This is a genomic window from Croceitalea vernalis, assembly GCF_031846405.1.
GTDB lineage: Bacteria > Bacteroidota > Bacteroidia > Flavobacteriales > Flavobacteriaceae > Croceitalea > Croceitalea vernalis.
Map to the genome: position 1 here is coordinate 1 of NZ_JAVRHU010000007.1, position 19928 is coordinate 19928.

Consider the following 19928-nt stretch of genomic DNA (forward strand, 5'->3'; position numbering starts at 1 on the left):
GCTAGCGTAATATCTGTAGACTTATTAGCTGCATCTTCTTTTAGTACTATGGCTGTTCCTAATTCAGCTTCAGTAACAAAAGTTGGATCTAAATCTATTTGATTACCAGGGGTTGCCGGTATAGTCAGGTTGATTACTGTTCCCGTTAATTGAACATCTTGTAATTCATTTGTTGGGTTTTCTCCACCGCCTGCAATAGTAGCTATATCCAATTCATCTTTTAACTGTTGAATTGCGAGTTGGGTAGAAGGCCCCAGCAATGTTACATAAGTCGTAAATGGTACTTCCCCTGCCGATTGATTATCTATGGTTGAAAGATCAACCGTATTTCCATTATCAATGCCAAGTACATCGCCCACGAGATTTAATTCTTGTTCGTCAGTATTTACACCTCCTAAAATCGGCGTTAAATCCACCCCAGTTCCATTGGTTATATTTAAAATATTTCCAGCTAAACTTAAATCTTGTTCGTCAGTATTTACACCTCCTAAAATCGGCGTTAAATCTACCCCAGTTCCGTCGGTAATATTTAAAATATTTCCAGCTAAACTTAAATCTTGTTCATCGGTATTAGCTCCTCCTAATATGGGTGTAAAATCAACACTACCATTAAAGCCTCCGTTGGCACCTGTAAAGTTTAAATTGTTCCCGGCTAAAGCCACATTAGAAATCACTCCATCAGAACCACCTGCAACTGTTAATTCGCCAATTCTTATGTCAATACCTTCTAAATGACCCTCTACGTGATTTGCTGTTTCATTATAGTTTGTAGGGCTTATAGTAACAAGTACTTCATCAGCGTCCTGAATTTCATTAAGTTGACTTGAATCACCATCCTCAACATTTAAAGTAATGGTATTACCATTATCGATTGTAATATTCCCTGGAGTGTTATTAGTCGATAAATTTTGATTATCTGTATTTCCGCCACCTGCATTGAGATTATCAATATCTGTTTGTAGCTCTTCTAAAGCCGATTGTACTTCATTACTAGTGATATTACCATTTGGAACCACCGAAATATTATCTGCTACTAAAATTGGAGCTAAATCAACCCCAATGCCATTTTCAATTTCAACTCTATTGCCATTCAACGAAAGATTTTGACTATCACTCCCCGTATTATTAAAAGAGGAAAGGTCAATTCTGGTTTCAAAACCGCTTTCTGTTAGAATAATTTCATTGCCCACAACCTCAGCATTTGTCAAACGTTCATTTTCATCACTTAAGTCATTGTCTGAGGCCAAATGATCCGTTAATCTTTGGTCGTTATTATCAATATCTGCTAACAATTGTGCATCATTATAAAAAGCACCATTACTATCAATAATAGCATTATTGGCATCTGGGCTAATTAACTGTGCCCCTGTAATAAAACCAGCATCATTTGTAAAATCATTTAAGGTTACTGCATCAGCTGAGAAAAAATCAATGTCATCATCAGTAACGGCATTGTCTTGTAGTTCAGAAGTTCCAATAGAATTTGGAGCAATTTTATCTTGGGTAATTGATTCTGGAGCAAAATCTACACCTTGAATAGTGCTGTCAGCAATGTTTTCGCCTGTAATTTCACCAACTTCAAAATTAAAAGTATTACCAGTTTGGGTTATTACAATAGTTTCTCTAAAATTTACAATGGGTTCTGAAGTAAAACTTTGTTCACCAACTCCTTCAAGCGGAACAGCAACAGTATTGCCGTCACTATCAGTTAAAACCAATTCATCATCAACTAATTCAAAACTAACATTAGTGGTGTTTTGATCTGCACATAAATTTACCCACTGACTACCATCAAAATAAAAAATACATTGTTCATCTGTATTGTATACCACGGCACCACGCAATGGAGTAATAGCATTCATTTCATTTGTGCCAATTCTTGTAATGACTAAAACATGTGAGGAGCTTTCTAATTCTAGAACAGACGATGGATTAATATTTTGGGGGTTATCACCAATTTTAACCTGTGACATAATTGGTGTCAGCGTCAATAGGCCAAAAGCTAAGAAACAGATTAGTGTTCTCATGATTAATTGTATTTAGGGTGAAATTTGCTCAACAAACAAAAATAATCTTCTCAGAAGATTAAACTAATTTTAAACGTCAAAATGCGCTGAGACTAGGTAAACGGATTATTAAAGTTGTAAAAATTAAAATCATTGAAATAATGAGCTCTTAATTGAATAATTAACAAAAGTTTAGACCCTCAATTTTTTTTATGACGATTTGTATAATTTTCTTTATAAAATTGAATGAAATATCATCATATGAAAAAGTCATTACTATTTGTTTTTCTTTTTAGTTTATTTAACATTCTGTCTGCTCAAGACGATGGTAGAGAATTATTAAGAGGGCAAGTTTTATATCGCGGGAGTAATGTAGCAAATGAAAACGTTATTAATTCTACCTCAGAAATGGCTACCATCACTAATGATAGCGGGCAGTTTATAATAAGAGTAAAAACTGGGGATCAATTGGTTTTTACAGCTGTTAATTACCAATTAGAGATTGTCACAATTACTGAAGAGATAATAGCAAATAAAAGACTAGTGGTTGAAGTAACCGAGAAGGTTACTGAATTAGATGAAGTAGTAGTAACCCCTGAAAATCAAAAAAAGTTTTTAGAATTAAAGAATGAACAGTTTAAAGAAGTTGAATATGAAATTGATCGCTCAACAGAGGTGAGAAACGTAGCACTTCTTTCTCAAAATGAACGACGTGAAGGCGATATAAATTTTGTAAATATTTTTAAAGCTATTTTTAAGTCAAGGGACAATGGTGATAAAGATCAAGTGCCTTTAAAGGTTAGCGAAGTTTTAAGACAAGTTTACGATGACGAGTTTTTTGTTGCTGACTTAAAACTACCCCAAGATAAAATTGATGCTTTTTTGCTGTATTGTGACGACAAGATGGAAACCCAATCAATACTTAAAAAAGAAAATGAATTTCAGCTCATTGACTTTTTGGTTACGCACAGTAAAACATATTTGGCTGAAATAAATGAAAAATAGTTACTTCATTTTATTTTTATTTCTAGGCAGCTTTTTACAAGCGCAAACCTTTAGCACGAAATCTGTTAAAGGAAGGGTCGTAGCTGAAGGCAAAGACGTAACAGGTGTAACTATTCAGAATATAAGTTCAAAAAGAGCTACCATAACAAACATTCAAGGCGACTTTTCGATTGCGGTTCGGTTGAACGACACTTTGGTTTTTTCTGCGGTGCAATTCAAAAGAAAGGTTTTACCTATAACTAAAGACGTTTTAGACGCTAACTTTATCACAGTGCCTTTAGAAGAATTTGTAAATGAACTAAGAGGCGTTGTTTTGAACCCCTATAACCTTTCTGGAAGTCTAGATTCCGATTTAGGTACCTTAACCTTGGCCAAAGATGTAAGTGCCGAAGCCCTAGGTTTGCCAAATGCTCATAGAAAAATACCAACACAAAGCGAACGTAAATTACAACAAGCCACTTTTGGTAAATTTAACATTGGAATGATATTGAGTCCACCACTTGATCCTATAATTAATGCTATTACCGGTAGGACTAAAATGTTAAAAAATAGAGTTAAAATTGATGAAACCTATGCACGAACTCAACGGGTTCAAAATTTTTATGTTGATTCTATCTTTATGGTAGATTTAAAAATTCCGCAAAATAAAATTCCTGATTTTATGTATTTCTGTGAAGTTGATGAGGAATTTCAAACAACGGTTGATACTCATGATAAACTAAAGATTTGGGAGTTTTTAATTCAAAAAAGCAATGTTTATCGCGATAATAATGGGTTGGAGTAAACAAATTTAATGTTCTCATGATTGTGAAAATTAACTCAAAAAAAGCACTAGTATACGTCATCTGTTTTTGTTGTTTTTCACACTTATTTTCACAAACTAAACTGTTAAGAGGTACCGTTGTTTCCATTAAGCAAGATGTAACGGGTATCACTATCCAAAATAGCACTTCGGGTGCAGCTAGTATTACCAATAGTCTCGGGAATTTTGTTATCAAAGTGGCCTTAAATGATACTTTGATTTTCTCTGCGGTTCAATTTAAAAGAAAGGTTTTACCTATAAATAGCAGAGTTTTTAATTCAGTATTTATTCGAGTAGATCTGGAAGAATTTGTCAATGAATTGAATGAGGTTGTGGTACAACCTTTTGATTTATCCGGTAATTTGGGGTCTGATTTGCTGGGTTTGACTTTAGAAAAAGATGTTAGTGCTGAAGCTTTAGGTTTGCCAAATGCTGATGTTAGAATTATTTCACAAAGCGAGAATAAATTAAATGACGCAGACCATGGAAAGTTTGCCTATTTCTATGTTATAGCTTTAACCATAAACCTGAATAAAATAATGAATCGTCTTAACGGAAAGACTAAAATGCTTAAAAAGCGAGTGGAACTGGATAAAGCCTATGCAAATGTTCAGAAAGTAGAAGAAAGGTTTATTGATTCTGTAATGATAAATCATTTGAAAATTCCAAAGAATGATTTCTATGATTTTATCTATTTCTGTGAGATGGACGATGAATTTAAAACAGCAATAGCAGCTAATGATGAACTAAAGTTGTGGCAATTTTTAATTGATAAGAGTACAGCATACCGAAAGAATAATGCTTTAGATTAATTTTTAGTTAGTGATTCTTCAATTGGTATGTATATTGGCATGAGGTTTGTTTAATTTTATAATAATTAATAACTAGAATGAAAAAGACTGTTTTAATTCTAATCTTGGCAATAATGCCATTACTAAGTTTTGCCCCTCATAAGTTTTATGTTAGTGTAACTAACATCAATTATTCGGAAAAGGATGATGCTCTGCAAATCACTACTAGAATTTTTATTGACGATTTTGAAGCAGTACTTTCAGAACGATATGGGGTTGATGGGGAATTGGCAACTTCTAAAGAAGCAAAAAATGCTGAAGAATACATGATTAAGTATCTAAAAACCAAGTTCGTCATGTATTTGAATGGAGAACAAGCCCAATTTAATTATATCGGTAAAAAATATGATAATGATGTTGTTATATGTTATTTAGAGATTGCTAATATTGGTTTTGATAATTTGAAAACCATTGAAGTAGAAAACGAAGTATTAACGGATATGTACGATGAGCAAAAGAATTTGGTGCATATTAAGTATCAAGGCAAAAAGAAGAGTTTTGTGCTCATTAAAGAGAATAATAAAGGAATGTTAAACTTGTGACGCTTCCTTAAGAAATAGTTAAAAAAGAACTATTTTCCCAAACTTAAAAAATCGACTAAAAATGAATAAAATCAAGTATTGTTTTGCTTCAGTTCTGTTTTTGTTTGCGGCTGTAACTTTTGCCCAAGAAACCGAAGAAGAAAAAGAACGTGAACCTGGTCATATGAATCAAAATAGATTCAAGCAGATGTATGAAGAGTTCGCAACACCAAACACCTATCGTTCAGCATCTGGTGCTCCAGGGCCTGATTATTATCAACAACAGGCTGACTACAAAATGGACATCACTTTAGATGATAAAAATGCCAAACTTTATGGTGAAGAAACGATAACATACACAAATAATTCGCCAGATAATTTGGAATTTTTGTGGGTGCAATTAGATCAGAACGTTAGAGCTAAAGATTCTAAATCACCTTTGAGAAATGGTGGTGGAGTTAATTTTGCCTACAGAGCAAGTAGTTTTGTCCAAACATATGTCACGGAAGCTTTCGATGGAGGTTTCAATATTGATTGGATAAAAGATGCCGCAGGTAATAATTTATCTTTCACGGTTAACCAAACTATGATGAGAGTGAATATACCCCAACCACTAAAGGCAGGTGAAAGCATGTCATTTTCAATAAAATGGTGGTATAATATTAATGATAGACCAAACGACGGTGGTCGCTCAGGTTATGAGTACTATCCAGAAGATGGTAATAGAGATTATACCATAGCTCAATTCTTTCCAAGAATGGCCCATTACAGTGATAATGAAGGATGGCAAAACCACCAATTTTGGGGTAATGGAGAATTTGCTTTGCCTTTTGGTGATTATGATGTAAACATTACGGTACCTGCAGATCATATTGTTGACGCTACTGGTGTACTTCAAAACAGAAAAGAGGTTTTTTCTAAAGATATGATTAAACGTTACGAACAGGCGAAAAAATCCTATGATAAACCTGTAGTAATTGTGACGCAAGAAGAAGCAACGGCTAAAGAATCGTCTTTTTCAGAAAAGACAAAAACATGGAGGTTCAAAACGGAGAGTCAAGCCCCTGTTCGTGATTTTGCTTTTGCATCTTCAAGAAAATATATCATGGATGCCCAAGCAGTAAAAATGGGTAATCGTGATGTAATGGCGGTTTCCTTATATCCTAAAGAAGGTAACCCATTATGGGAGGAATTTTCTACCAAAGCAGTTGTTCAGACCTTACAGACATATTCCAAATTTACTTTTGATTACCCTTATAATAAGGCAATTTCAGTTAGTGCTAAAAGTATAGGGATGGAGTACCCAATGATTTGTTTCAACTTTGGACGCCCTAATCCTGATGGTACGGTTTCTGACCGCACTAAATTCGGGATGATTAGTGTAATTATTCACGAGGTTGGACACAATTATTTTCCAATGATTGTGAATTCAGACGAGCGCCAATGGGGTTGGATGGATGAAGGTCTTGATACTTTTATGCAATATCTAACAGAACAAGAATTTGGAGAAAACTTCCCTGCGGCCGTGGCTCCTAATGACCAGTACCCGTCCAGAAGAGGTGAACCTTCTAAAATTGTTCCTTATATGGCTGGCGAGCAAAATTTTATTACTCCAATAATGTCGAACCCAGAAAATGTTTATCAATTGGGTAATAACGCTTACGGTAAACCTGCAACGGCTCTTAACATTCTAAGAGAAACAGTTATGGGGAGAGAATTGTTTGATCATGCTTTTAAAACTTATGCACAACGTTGGATGTTTAAACATCCATCACCAGAAGATTTCTTTAGAACCATGGAAGATGCTTCTGCAGTAGATTTAGATTGGTATTGGAGAGGTTGGTTCTACAGCACTGATTATGTTGATATTGGAGTAAAAGAAGTTAAAAAGTATTATGTAACAAGCAAAGTAACTCAGCAAATGCAAGAGTATATGGATGCACGTAATCTTACTGAAGCAGATTTACCACCTTTAGTTTATTTGGTTGATGAAAATAGCGAAGATTTTAATGAGGATTTAAAAGACAAAGCGCCTTCTGAAACATCACAAAACTTAAAAGAGTTTATGATGGATAATATGACGGCCGATGAAAGAGCTCAAGTAAAAGAACCAAAGTTCTTTTATGAGGTAACTTTTGATAAGCCAGGAGGTATTCCAATGCCATTAATTGTGGAATATTCTTATGCTGATGGCACTACTGAAAGCATTACTTACCCGGCTGAAATCTGGAGAAAAAATGACACTGAAGTTAAACGTGTGATTTCTTCAGAAAAAGAGTTGGTTGGTATTATTGTTGATCCTAAGTTGGAAACTGCAGATATTGATACTACCAATAATTCATGGCCAATAAAAGATGAAAAGTCTGATTTTGACCAAATGAAAGAAAAGGTAAAAGGATAGTATTTTAAAATACATTTATTTAGAAGCCTTGTGATTTCGCAAGGCTTTTTTTATTTTAGAAATAAGTTCTAGTTATATTTGTTCTATGCATTTTTTATTTATTAGCGGAGGCGAAATATTCTTTATCATGTTCATTGTTGTCATGGTTTTTGGTGCGGATAAAATTCCAGGCATTGCTAAAGGTCTTGGCAAGGGTATGAGACAGCTTAGAGATGCCACCGATGATATTAAACGCGAAATTCAAAAGAGTGCTGATAAGCAAGGTATTGATACTGATTTCACTAAGGATATCAAAAAGAGTATTGATGACGTCAAAAAAAATGTAGATGATGTCACGGGCGCTATCAAACGCAGCACTAAATAAAAATGTTACAAAAAATCCTTGATTGGGACCGAGATACTTTTGTTTACTTAAATAGTTTAGGTATTGAAAAATATGACGGTTTTTGGAGTGCTGTTACTAACATGGCCACTTGGGTTCCACTTATTCTACTTTTTATTCTACTATTTGCATTGAAATTTCCAAAACAAGTGGCTTTTAAAAAGGTAATGACTGTTTTTGCTTTAGCCTTGTTTATTACGGTGATTACCTACCTTACTAAAATAGGAGTTGCAAGACTTCGACCTAACAATGACTTAGAAATAAATACGTTAATTCGAATTTTAAAGACTCCAACCGACTACAGTTTTTTTTCTGGACATGCTTCTAGTTCTTTTTCAATAACAGTCTTGGTTTATTTATTGCTTAGAAAAAGAATTAAATGGGCAATACTCTTCTTCATATGGCCCATTTTATTTAGCATGAGTCGAATTTATGTTGGAGTGCATTTTCCGTTGGATATATTGGTGGGTACTTTCGTAGGTGTCGTCTCAGCTTTATTGTTTTATAAAATATACCAGCGCTATATTGAAAAGCATACTTTGATTTAACGCAGGTAATCTCAGTAATTGAAGCATATCTAAAGTACTCTACTCAGAGTGAGCCCGTCTCTGACAGGCAAAATAACCGTTTCAACTCTAGGATCATCTTTTAATTTTTGATTATACTTCAATAAAGCTTCAGTTGCTTTGTCAGATCTTTTTAAGGGTTCTACAACCTTACCCGACCATAATACATTGTCAGATAAAATAATACTCCCAGGTTTTACCTTAGTCATTACTACTTCAAAATATGCATCATAACTCTTTTTTTCAGCATCTATAAAAACAAGATCAAAAACTTCACTGATTTTTGGTATAATTTCTATGGCATTACCAGTATGTTGAATGATACTATCTCCATAACTACTTCTGTCGAAATATTGACGTTGTATGTCATGTAGTTCTTCATTTACATCAATAGTATGTAAACAACCATTTGGATTTAACCCTTCTGCTAAACAAAGTGCAGAATATCCGGTATAAGTGCCAATTTCAAGAATAGTTAATGGGGATATTATTTTTGATAATAAACTCAATACACGACCTTGATAATGACCAGTGATCATTCTTGGTTGAATTACTTTTAAGTGAGTTTCCCTTGTTAATTCTTGCAATAATTCAGGTTCTAATTCTGAATTATTATCAATATATTTTTCAAGGTCTTCTGAAAGAAAATGCATACTTTAATTTTGATAAAAATAGCTAAATAAGGTTTATTTTAGAGGGATGGAAAAGGTAATAATACGCGAAGCTGTTGTTCAAGATTTACCTGTGCTTCTGCACTTTGAACAAGAACTGATTAAGGCCGAACGTCCTTTTGATCCTACTATTGCTCACGACCCAGTGAGCTATTATGATATCGAGGCTTATATAGAAGATGATACGATTAAAGTAATGGTAGCTGAGGTTGATGGTGTTGTTGTTAGTTCTGGTTATGCCTTAAAAAAGGAAGCTAGGTCTTATTTGGATCATCAATTTTATGGTTATTTAGGTTTTATGTATACTGAAACTTCCTATAGAGGAAAAGGGATTAATAAAATGATTGTTGATTATTTAGTAGACTGGTGTCGTAGCAAAGGATTGAATGAAATACGATTAACGGTGTATGATGAAAATGACCCAGCCTTAAATGCTTATAAAAAAGCAGGTTTTAAGAAACACTTATGTGAAATGAGAATAGTCTAATTTCATAACTGTATTTTTAAGAAAAAAAATGATTTATGGAGTTTCAAAATACATTGAGTTACGCTCAAAATCTAGATAGTAAAGACTCTTTACATAAATATAGAGACCAGTTTTACTATCCAAAGGTAAATGGTAAAGAGGTTATTTATTTTACAGGAAACTCATTAGGATTACAGCCCAAAAATTCAAAAGAATATGTTGATGAGGTTATGAGAGATTGGGCCGAGCTTGCTGTAGAAGGTCATTTTTATGCAGACAAGCCTTGGTGGGACTATCATGAGCGGTTAGTTGAGCCATTAGCCAAAATTGTTGGTGCAAAAACTGAAGAAGTATCAGTAATGAATACGCTAACAGTCAATTTGCACTTATTGATGGTTTCTTTTTATCGCCCAACTCATAAACGATTCAAAATTCTTTGTGAAGAAAAAGCATTTCCTTCAGACCAATATATGCTTCAAAGTCAAGTTCGGTTTCATGGTTTGAACCCTCAAGATACTATTGTTGAGGTCAAAAAAAGAGATGGAGAACATTCTTGGAGAACAGAAGATATTATAGCTAAGATTGAAGAAATAGGAGATGAGTTAGCCCTACTCTTAATAGGTGGTGTGAATTATTATAACGGACAGGTTTTTGATATGAAAGCTATTACTGCAGCTGGGAAAGCCAACGGTGCATTTGTTGGATGGGATTTAGCACATGCCGCAGGAAATATCGAATTAAAACTACATGATTGGGAAGTTGATTTTGCCGCATGGTGCAGTTATAAGTATATGAATAGTGGCCCTGGTAATGCAAGTGGTATTTTTGTTCATCAACGTTATTTGGATAGAAAAGATATCCCTCGTTTTGAAGGTTGGTGGGGAACTAAGAAGGAAACTCGATTTTTAATGAAGCCCGAGTTTGACCCTATGGCAAATGCCGATGCTTGGCAGCTAAGTAATGCTCCAATATTATCGGTAGCGCCCTATTTAGCTTCTCTACAATTATTTGAAGAGGTTGGTATGAAGGCTTTATTAGAAAAGCAAAAATTGATTACGGCGTATTTAGAATTTATTCTTAAAAAAGTAGATGATCAAGTAGCTAGTACTTTTGAAATTATTACGCCAAAAGAACGCGGCTGCCAATTATCTGTTTTTTTGCACGGTGAGGGTAAATCATTATTTGATTATTTAATGAAAAATGGAGTGATAACAGACTGGCGTGAACCCAATGTCATAAGATTAGCACCTGCTCCATTTTATTGTTCTTTTGAAGATATGTTTCGATTTGGTGAAATATTAAAAGCTGGGATTTTATCAAAATAAGCTAGCTTTACAGACCTTTTAGCCAAATAATGAAGTCACTTCAATTAATACTTTCAAATCCGAGATATTTTGCTCCTGCTTTTGTATTTACAAGCCTTAACATTTGGTTTGGTACATGGGCTATTTATATTCCGTCTGTAAAAGAAAAATTACAAATTGATAAAGCGGATTTAGGTATTGCAATTTTCTTTTTGTCCTTAGGTGTTTTTACTGTTTTTCCAATAGCTTCAAAAATTATTAATAAGATAGGCGTGGGCCGAGCTACGTGGTTTGGAGTCGTATTTAATAGCGTGTTAGCTCTTTTTCCTTTAATAGCTCCTAATTATTATTCTCTTTGTATTGCTTTATTTTTATTTGGTGCCTGTAATGGATTAACGGATATCGCTATGAATACTTTGGTGACCGAAATTGAAAAAGAAGATAAACAAAACTTTATGTCAGCCGCACATGGTTTTTTTAGTCTTGGTGGTGTAATTGTTGGTTTAGGTAGTTTTCTGATTCCTCTTATCGGAAGTCCATTTTTACATATGTTAATAACCGTGATATTGGTTTTAATAATAAATGTATTCCTAAAAAAAAGATATTACCATATTACAGCTGCACCGGTTGAAAAAGAGCCTTTCAGCCTAAAATTATTTAAACCTTTATTAGTATTGGGTATTATAGGTTTTGTTAGTATGGGTAGTGAAGGCGGTATTATTGATTGGAGCGCATTGTATTTGAAAGAAGTTGTTTTGGCTCCTGAAGCATTAATTGGTTCTGGTTTTCTAGCCTTTTCTGCAATGATGACATTTGGTCGTTTTTTAGGCGATGGAATAAGCCAACGGATAGGTTCAATAAAATTAGTAGCTCTTGGAGCATTCATTGCAATTATTGGGTATGTGTTGGTATTATCTGAAAATTCAATTTTAGCTATAGTTGGTTTTGCACTGAATGGACTTGGTTTTTCAGTAATGGTGCCAGAATTATTTAGAATAGGGGGTAATGTTAAAGGGGTAGAATCATCCCAAGGCGTGGCATTTATAGCAGGTACGGGCTATTCAGGATTTTTATTAGGTCCTGTAATTCTTGGCTTTTTAGCTGAAGGTTTTACTTTAAAAACAAGTTTTTGGGCCTTATTAGGTTGTGCTGCTTTGGTTTTATTTTTAACAATAGTACTTAATACTAAGAAAACTACTTAAAGTTTGAATTAATATCAAATTCTTCATTCATTTTACCAACAGTTTCAATAAATTCTAACATTTCATCAGTAAGTAATAGTTGGTTTTGAGCGTGCCAAAAATCTTTGTTATATGGAAAATCGAGTTTAAAAACATCTTTATTTTCATTCACATTTTTCTTAATCTTCATATCAAGAAAGTGTCCGTAAGACTTTAAAATATCCTCAGAATCGAAAAAGGTCTGAAACGTTTCTTCATTATTCTTTACTTCAACTATGGATCTAATTTTTCCGTTTTTAATTACATATTTACCTGACTTAGTATCTTTTTTAAATATGACATTTTTTTCATAAAAGTTTAATTTGTACTTGATATCTTTCTTTTGAATAAAATCGGAATTCGGCTCTATTTTTAGGTAAAATTCTAAAATAGCTTTGTCTTCGAGATTAATTATATAATACCCCTGATTATTTATTTTTTGGTTTTCACCATTATACTTGAATTCTAAACGTACTTTACTTTGATTGTCGAAATATTTTTCTTCTATTTCAAAGTTTTTGCTATTAATACCGATTTGTACGGTTTCCATTAAAATTGCTCTTAGCGATCTAAATTTAAAATAGATATCTGTTTCATTTTCTGTTATTTCTTCTAAGCCTATTTTTCGCATATTTTGAACCTGAAAAATAAAATCTTTCTTTTTCAGTTCCATGTCTTTACCATACAATAATGTTCTTCTATTTAGCTTACCTTGAATATCCTGAATTCGCGTAATATCACCATCATAACGAAGTAAAGACCTTATAAAAAACTTTTCATTAAAGTTGGTATTTGGATAATTTTCAGAAAATGCTTTTTTAATCAGGTCTAATAAAGAATCTTCATTTGATAATACCACTTCAGCAAGCTCAAAAGGTTTTGAAAACAACAGAAGAGTATCCGGAAGTTGATTGAAAGTAGTTTTGATTTCTTCGTATCCTAATTTGTAAAAAGATATGGAGTCATTATTACTTAGCAGAAAATACTTACCATTTTGGTTGGTGACTGTATTATCATTGGTGTTATAAACATCAACAAATTCAATCGGCTTTTTGCTTTCACCATCTAAAACAACTCCTAGTTTTTGATTTTGCGCGTTAATTAGTGTAAACGGAAGTAGGAGTAAAAAAAGTATTTTTTTCAAAATTATTGGTCTAATTGGATTATGATATCATCAAAAAAGAGATTAAAAACTTCTTTCTCCTTTTTATGATCTAATGCAATTATGATGCCATTATAATCTTTATAGTTTTCCCATGTGGTTGTCATTGACGCTTCAGGTTGATTAGATTTTCTAAACACCCATTCTTGAATTCTGTAGTCATTGTCAAAATAAAAATCATATGCATCACCAGGAGTATAGCCCCCTTGTTTACCATAAACTATGGTTAATTTCTGTAACGATTTTTTACTTATTGGTGCGGTATCATTTTTAACCTGTTGGTATTCAAAATTATTAGAATCCCAGATAAGATTAAATGGTGCTAAAAGCCAAAAACGATCATTGATAAAGCCTCCATTAGTTTTTATAGCAATACTATCCATATTTTTTCTGTTATAATTTAAGATGTCAACACCAGAAATTCTTGTTACATCATTGGATTTTGGTTGCCAAATCCATGAACGTTCAAAATGAGTTGAATCGCGATCTACATTAAAGGTGAATTGTATTTTATTGACATCTTTCCAATTTTCAAAACCGTGAGCATCAGCTATTTTTTCTAGAATACTTTGCTCTTTTTCGATTGGTTTAGGTGTCTCTTTGGTTTCTGTTTTACAACTAAAATTAAAAGCAATAAACAATACAATAATGGCTTTGAAAAATTTCATCTTGTGGTTTTGTTCAAATATACCTCGTTTTGAAGTATCTTGTTTTCCATTTCTAAAATGAACTAGGTGACTTTTTTAAAGCGTTTGTTTCTAATTCTTATAAATCAAGATAAGAAGTCATTGGGGGCAGACAATCCTTATAGCAAATTAACCGACGAAGAACTGGTAAGTAGAATTGTCGCGAAAAATGATACCATGTTATTTGGTGTTCTTTATGATCGCTACTCTAGAATGGTCTATAATAAATGTTACGGATTTTCTAGGTCTCAAGATGAAGCCGAGGATTTAGCTCAGGATGTTTTTTTAATGTTGTTTATAAAGTTGGCCTCATTTAAAGGAAAATCAAAATTTTCGACCTGGCTCTATTCTTTTACTTATAATTTCTGTGTGAATTATGTTAATAGAAATAAGCAACGAAAAATGAGTGATAAATCAGTACCAATGGAAACTACAGAATATAAGTTGACCGAAGAGGTGCCTGATGAAAGTATTTATGAGATGAAGGCTAGTAAACTGGCCAAAGCTCTTGAAATGATAAGTGCGGAAGATAAATCTATTTTGCTTTTAAAATATCAAGATGGAGCGTCTATAAAAGAATTAAGTGATTTGTTCGAAATAGGGGAGAGCGCAGTTAAAATGCGTTTAAAAAGAGCAAAAGCGAAACTATTGGAAATCTATAATACCTTAGGATAGATGGGAAACGAATTTGATAATCCGTTCAAACAATTGAACAGGAATTTAAGGGAAGTACCTCCAGAAATGAGGCAAAAAGTAATGAATGATATTGCTATTGCTAAGCTTATTTTAGATATGGCCGTATTGGTGACCTCTAATTACTCCTCTATATTTGCAGGAATGTTTAGAACCAATAAGCGACAATAACCAAGAAAATAATATAAAAATGGAAAAATATAAACAAGTACTATCAGATAGTTTGGGCGATATGCTTTCAAATGTAGTGCAGCTTTTACCTCAATTAATTATTGGGGTATTGGGTTTAATAGTAGCATGGTTACTATTGAAAATAATTTTGTTTGTTTTGAAGCGTGTGCTAAAAGCTGCTAAAATAGATGCACTTTCTACAAAAGTGACCGATGCTAAATTATTTGGAGAGAAAGAGGTCAAAATCGACTTACTCAAAATAGCATTGACAACTGTCAAAATATTATTGATACTTTTCTTTACAATTGTCATTGCTGAGGTTATCGGACTTACCGCTATTTCAGAAGGTATCATATCAATTTTAGCTTATTTGCCAACCTTACTTAGTGCTTTATTAATTTTTGCGGGTGGTTTTTACCTTGCCACAATTGTTAAAAAAGCAGTTTTGGCTCTATTTGATTCCATGGGGGTCAGTGGTTCAAAAATTATTAGTGGGGTATTATTTTATATGATTACCTTTTTTGTGTCAATTACAGCACTTAATCAAGCAGGTATTGATACTGAAATTATCACTAGTAATTTCACGATGATACTAGGGGCATTTTTATTTGCAATTGCTCTAGGATTCGGTTTAGGATCAAGGGAGGTTTTTTCCGATGTTTTAAAAATGTTTTACACTCGTAAAAACTATATGGTAGGCGATAGTATTAGCATAGGTGATTTAAAAGGTACAATTGAAGCAATTGATAATATTACTATGACATTAAAGACAAAAGATGGAAAAGTGATAATCCCTATAAATGAAGTAGTCTCCAGCCGGGTGCACATTAAGTCATAAAAAAAAAGCGCCTTTAAGGCGCTTTTTTATTGTTAATCTTGTTATTTACTTTGAGTAACCGTTCGTGATTTTATTTGTACGACTGGGAATTCTGTTCGTCTATTTAACTCTAATTCTTCTGGAGTACAGTCTTGTTTGCTAGTACATTCATTAATTGGTACTCTTTTTCCGAATCCTTTATATGAAAGTATGTGGTTTCTAGGCACACCATTTGCTAGTAAATATTCGTAAGCTGATTTTGCTCTACGTTCTGATAATTGATCGTTATAAGCATGACTTCCCACTGGATCAGTATGCGCCTCTAATTTGATTATCATCTCAGGGTATGTTTCGGTCATTAACTTCACAACTTTGTCTAATTCTATAGCAGCGTCAGGTCGAATATCTGCCTTGTTGAAATCATAGTAGATTTTCTTTAAACCAGCTAATACCTTTACATCTAAAATTGGTTCTAATTCAATATCTTGTCTTACTAGTCTTGCAGCGCGGCCCGTAGTTCTTGTATTAAAATAGACACTTTTATGTGGGTGCGTTTTTCTAACAGCCTCAATCCGGTAATTAACATTTCTGCTAATTAACATTTGATATTTCCCATTAGCATCCGTCATGGTTTTAGACATTAACTCACCTGTTGCTTGGTTGAATAAAGATATTTGAACACTATCTAAAGTCTTTAAGTTAATAGCATCGGTTACTACACCCTGAACGCTCAAAGATGGTACGAATCTAAATTTATAAATGTCATCGCCACCTTTTCCACCTTTACGGTTAGAGCTTACGTAGCCATCTATACCATTTTCTAAGGCATAATATCCAAAATCATCTTTATCACTATTTAATGGTTTTCCGAGGTTGATAACATCTTTAATTTGTCCTGTTGAATCCGCTACAGTTCCAAAAACATCTAATTGTCCAAAACCTAAGTGACCATCTGAAGAGAAGAAAAGTTGCCCTTCATTATTTACATAAGGGAACATTTCGTTTCCAGCAGTGTTAACTATAGGTCCAGCATTTATTGGCTGCCCTATACCACCTCTAGGGTGAATCTTAGCATAATAGATATCGGTACCTCCATATCCACCAGGACGGTCCGAAGAAAAATATAATAATGTTCTTTCTGTATTTACTGATGGATGACCAGTTGAGTAATGATCAGCATTTGTTTTTAAGTTACGCGTAACTTTCCACTCTCCATCGATCTTTTCACCTTTATAGATTTTAAGATTATTCTGGTTTTCAATTAATTTATCTTCTTTTTGAGTAGTATGAAAACCCTCTTTCTTTTGAAAATAATTATTTCGCGTAAAATAAACTATTGTGTCATTCTTATAATCTGTAGAAAAAACTAACGAACTCTCATGGAATTTTGAATTTATCTCGCCGCCAAATCGCTTAGGACTCGCCATGGTATTCCCTTCAGGAACGTAAAAGATATCCAACCAAGGTTCATTATTCCAACCATATAATTCATCATTTTTCTGACTTTTACGACTGGCACTAAAATATAAGTTTCCTTCATGAACAAATGAACCAAATTCACTGTATTCTGTGTTAAAAGGAACTGGTTCTAAATCGTAACGTTCTCTACTATTAAAGACAACAGAAGCCAAGTTGCCATCTTTTAAAAAGGCCTTAACTCGCTTATCATTCTTATTGAATTTCTTATATTTTTTTAACCATTTTAAAGCTGAATCTTCATCACCAGAACTTTTAAGAGCCATGGCGTATTTAAAATAGTAATTCGTTGGAGTATCCGCTTCTTCAATAAATCTTTTGAAATAAGGAATAGATTTTTCAAAATCACGCATTAAAAGATAACACTCAGCTAGTCGTTGATAAGCATGGTTTTCGTTATAACTATTTACAACCATTTGCTCGTACTGAGGTATAGCCTTAGCATAGGCAAACTTGTTAAATAGTCTATCAGCTTCTTTTTGCACGCTAGATTGAGCATTTAAGCTCGCGCACAACAGTATTGAAGCAAAAAATGATATGATGATTCTTTTTGTTGTCATGGTGCTTTAATTAGAAATATCTAGGTGATTTGTATAAGTCGGTTTTCTTGGTAAGTCTAGGTTCAAAAATTAAAATGATTTCATGAGTACCTCCGGTATATGGTCTAAAATCACCAGTAGGCAAATCATAAGCATATCCTATTCTGATGTCTTTAGATACTTGGTAATCCATATAGGCACCAAAGTTTGAAGCATCATTAAATCGATACGAGGCCCCAGCCCAAAACTTTTCATAAAATAAGAATCCTGCGGTTGCATCATAAGTTGCGGGGGCTCCATTTGTGAATTTTGTAATTACTGAGGGTCTGAATTTTATATCCAATGATAAGTCTAGAACTAAACCTCCAATAGCATAATAACTAGTTCTTTCTAGGGCCACAAATTCTCCTTCGTTTAAGTCAGTATTTAAAATTCGCGGTGAAGAAATACCCGCGTACCATCTATTAGTACTTAAATAAACTCCAGCACCAAAATTCGGTTTCCAACTGTTGAAGTTTGAATTAAAGAAAGGGTCGTTAACGTCTGGGTTTTCCAAACTATAATTAGTAAATCCAGCTTTTAACCCAAAAGAAAGCTTAGCTTCAAAGGAAACAGGAATTGTGTATGAAAAATCACCATATACATAATTAGTACTTTCAAAACCTAATTGATCAGTAATGTAAGATAGACCTAAACCAACTCTTTCATTATTCAAGGGTGTATGAAAAGAGAAAGTACTGGTTACAGGATTCCCATCTATACCAGCCCATTGGTTTCTGTGTAAGGCAGTAAGGTTCATAGCTTCTCTACTCCCAGCGTATGCAGGATTAACAGAAATTGTATTGAACATATATTGGGTGAACTGCGGTAATTGTTGCGCCCCAACTATTGAGGTAAACATTATCGTAATTAGCACTACAGAAGTTTGTAAAGCTTTCATAACTGTATAGGTTAAGGTTCTTTTTCTAAATTGAACTGATGCTTGGGGTATCAATTCTTTGTCAAAGAAAAGAATACTTTTTAATTGCCAGTAATTTAGACGTTTAACCACTTTTTTATTCGTTCTAATAATTTCTATTCGTTAAAGTGTTTTTGTTTAAGGACGAATGAATTATCCTACAAAGAATTTTCTCCATAGGATAATTTCAGTTTAATCTTATTCCGTGCCTATATAGATATATCCATTAATAGGTTCAAGGGGTTGTTCAGATCCATTTATCGTTAAAATATAGTAGTAGGTTCCAGAGGGTACAAGTCCAGAGCTTCCAAATGAATTATTCGGTGCATAACCACCCCAATCATTCTTGTAATCTTTACCCTCATAAACTTTATCACCCCATCGGTTAAAAATCATAACGTCAAAAGTAAACTCACAGTATTCAACACCTTTGATTTCAAAGTAATCATTGATGCCATCACCATTAACAGTAACTGCTTCGGAGACTGTTATTTCATCACGGTTACATGGAACACAATCCGAATTGGTTGTGATATAGAAATCAACATAATACTTACAAGTTCCGCCGACTGAAGAGTACATGACTTTGTATTCTCCAATTTCTAAACCGTTAGGTACAAAAGTGGTGTTATTAAGGTAGGTACCTTCTCTTTCAACTTCGAAAATGCCATTGATATCAAAGCCTGTTGGTAAATAGTCAACAAGGTTAATTGGGTCATCTTCCACACAAATGTCAATGAAAACCTCTTCTAATTGTGGTTGCATGACAAAAACTATTTGTTGGAAAGTTTCCATGTTACCACAAGCATCAGTTACGTTCCAGGTACGTATAACCATATAATCATCGGTATCATCAGAGAACTCTGTTTCTTCGGTGAATACTACATCGTAGTCACCACATCCACCCATAAAAGTAAGTTCAGGAACTTCAGGAAGTTCATCACCGCAAATAATCGTTACTTCTTCTTCATAACCACTAGAGCTGATATCGTTGTCTAATATGGTACCTATACCTTCACCATCCAACATGTTAATGCCAGAAGGAGGAGGAACATCAAAAGAAAGAGTGATATCCAAGGTTTCAGCCATCTCACTCAACTCATCGTCAATAATGCTTACAGTAATCGTTTGTGAATCACCATTTACTGTTCCACCTGGGAAGAATAAAACTCCAGTTGTAGAAACTACCGTATAATCATCAGGATTAATAGCTGAGTTATCGGTTACATTA

20 protein-coding genes are annotated in these 19928 nt (G+C 33.6%); 13 read left to right on the forward strand and 7 right to left on the reverse strand.

Going from position 1 to position 19928, the window contains the following annotated elements; translation table 11 throughout:
• The coding region (locus tag RM520_RS14945; protein ID WP_489752971.1) for a phage tail-like protein at window positions 1–2027 on the reverse strand (2027 nt) is incomplete at its 3' end.
• A gap of 240 nt (window positions 2028–2267) precedes the next feature.
• On the opposite strand from RM520_RS14945, the gene RM520_RS14950 reads away from it, so the two are divergent.
• The 7 genes from RM520_RS14950 (at window position 2268) to RM520_RS14980 (ending at window position 8516) form a co-directional block, all read left to right on the forward strand.
• Window positions 2268–3011 carry a hypothetical protein gene (locus tag RM520_RS14950; RefSeq protein WP_311386512.1) on the forward strand — a complete coding sequence of 248 codons (744 nt, stop codon included), beginning with the start codon at window positions 2268–2270 and terminating at the stop codon, window positions 3009–3011.
• Entirely contained in the window at window positions 3001–3795 is a 795-nt protein-coding gene (locus RM520_RS14955) for a hypothetical protein (RefSeq protein ID WP_311388523.1), read from the forward strand. The genes RM520_RS14950 and RM520_RS14955 overlap by 11 nt, the downstream gene beginning before the upstream one ends.
• Window positions 3796–3812: 17 nt before the next feature.
• Window positions 3813–4625: a peptidase associated/transthyretin-like domain-containing protein gene (locus RM520_RS14960; RefSeq protein WP_311388524.1), complete on the forward strand. Its 813-nt coding sequence runs from the start codon at window positions 3813–3815 to the stop codon at window positions 4623–4625.
• Between the two features lie 77 nt (window positions 4626–4702).
• Complete coding sequence (locus RM520_RS14965; protein ID WP_311388525.1) at window positions 4703–5206, forward strand: DUF6702 family protein; 504 nt, start codon at window positions 4703–4705, stop codon at window positions 5204–5206.
• 61 nt (window positions 5207–5267) lie between these two features.
• The gene (locus tag RM520_RS14970) at window positions 5268–7586 is read left to right on the forward strand and encodes a M1 family metallopeptidase (protein ID WP_311388526.1); all 2319 of its coding nucleotides are present in this window, start codon (window positions 5268–5270) and stop codon (window positions 7584–7586) included.
• An 85-nt stretch (window positions 7587–7671) separates the two neighbouring features.
• Window positions 7672–7950, forward strand: coding sequence for a Sec-independent protein translocase subunit TatA/TatB (locus tag RM520_RS14975; protein WP_311386507.1), 279 nt, complete (start codon window positions 7672–7674; stop codon window positions 7948–7950).
• A gap of 2 nt (window positions 7951–7952) precedes the next feature.
• Window positions 7953–8516, forward strand: coding sequence for a phosphatase PAP2 family protein (locus RM520_RS14980; RefSeq protein WP_311386506.1), 564 nt, complete (start codon window positions 7953–7955; stop codon window positions 8514–8516).
• Between the two features lie 29 nt (window positions 8517–8545).
• Here RM520_RS14980 and RM520_RS14985 read toward each other — a convergent pair whose 3' ends face one another.
• Entirely contained in the window at window positions 8546–9187 is a 642-nt protein-coding gene (locus RM520_RS14985) for an O-methyltransferase (protein ID WP_311388527.1), read from the reverse strand.
• A 46-nt stretch (window positions 9188–9233) separates the two neighbouring features.
• Between RM520_RS14985 and RM520_RS14990 the strand changes: the two genes are divergently transcribed.
• Genes RM520_RS14990 through RM520_RS15000 form a run of 3 tightly spaced genes read left to right on the forward strand, consistent with a single transcriptional unit; the run spans window position 9234 to window position 12177 of the window.
• Window positions 9234–9692, forward strand: a complete 459-nt coding sequence (locus RM520_RS14990; protein ID WP_311388528.1) for a GNAT family N-acetyltransferase — start codon at window positions 9234–9236, stop codon at window positions 9690–9692.
• 35 nt (window positions 9693–9727) lie between these two features.
• Entirely contained in the window at window positions 9728–10996 is a 1269-nt protein-coding gene (gene kynU / locus RM520_RS14995) for a kynureninase (protein WP_311388529.1), read from the forward strand.
• A gap of 29 nt (window positions 10997–11025) precedes the next feature.
• Window positions 11026–12177: an MFS transporter gene (locus tag RM520_RS15000; protein ID WP_311388530.1), complete on the forward strand. Its 1152-nt coding sequence runs from the start codon at window positions 11026–11028 to the stop codon at window positions 12175–12177.
• Here RM520_RS15000 and RM520_RS15005 read toward each other — a convergent pair.
• Both RM520_RS15005 and RM520_RS15010 read right to left on the reverse strand, forming a co-directional pair.
• Window positions 12170–13339, reverse strand: a complete 1170-nt coding sequence (locus RM520_RS15005) for a peptidase associated/transthyretin-like domain-containing protein (protein ID WP_311388531.1) — start codon at window positions 13337–13339, stop codon at window positions 12170–12172. The genes RM520_RS15000 and RM520_RS15005 overlap by 8 nt on opposite strands.
• 2 nt (window positions 13340–13341) lie before the next feature.
• Window positions 13342–14025 (reverse strand): hypothetical protein, encoded by a 684-nt coding sequence (locus tag RM520_RS15010; RefSeq protein ID WP_311388532.1) that lies wholly within the window; start codon window positions 14023–14025, stop codon window positions 13342–13344.
• A 66-nt stretch (window positions 14026–14091) separates the two neighbouring features.
• Between RM520_RS15010 and RM520_RS15015 the strand changes: the two genes are divergently transcribed.
• From RM520_RS15015 to RM520_RS15025, 3 genes are read left to right on the forward strand one after another with little or no spacing between them, the layout of a single operon-like run.
• Window positions 14092–14718 carry an RNA polymerase sigma factor gene (locus RM520_RS15015; RefSeq protein WP_311386499.1) on the forward strand — a complete coding sequence of 209 codons (627 nt, stop codon included), beginning with the start codon at window positions 14092–14094 and terminating at the stop codon, window positions 14716–14718.
• A complete protein-coding gene (locus tag RM520_RS15020) occupies window positions 14719–14907 on the forward strand; it encodes a hypothetical protein (RefSeq protein ID WP_311386498.1) in 189 nt (62 codons plus the stop codon). It begins immediately after the preceding gene.
• A gap of 19 nt (window positions 14908–14926) precedes the next feature.
• Window positions 14927–15745, forward strand: coding sequence for a mechanosensitive ion channel family protein (locus RM520_RS15025; protein WP_311386497.1), 819 nt, complete (start codon window positions 14927–14929; stop codon window positions 15743–15745).
• Between the two features lie 41 nt (window positions 15746–15786).
• On the opposite strand, the gene RM520_RS15030 is transcribed toward RM520_RS15025, so the two are convergent.
• The 3 genes from RM520_RS15030 to RM520_RS15040 form a co-directional block, all read right to left on the reverse strand.
• Window positions 15787–17760 (reverse strand): OmpA family protein, encoded by a 1974-nt coding sequence (locus RM520_RS15030; RefSeq protein ID WP_311388533.1) that lies wholly within the window; start codon window positions 17758–17760, stop codon window positions 15787–15789.
• Window positions 17761–17770: 10 nt separating this feature from the next.
• Window positions 17771–18679: a PorP/SprF family type IX secretion system membrane protein gene (locus RM520_RS15035; RefSeq protein WP_311388534.1), complete on the reverse strand. Its 909-nt coding sequence runs from the start codon at window positions 18677–18679 to the stop codon at window positions 17771–17773.
• Window positions 18680–18895: 216 nt separating this feature from the next.
• A partial coding sequence (locus tag RM520_RS15040; protein ID WP_311388535.1) for a T9SS type B sorting domain-containing protein occupies window positions 18896–19928 on the reverse strand: 1033 nt, incomplete at its 5' end.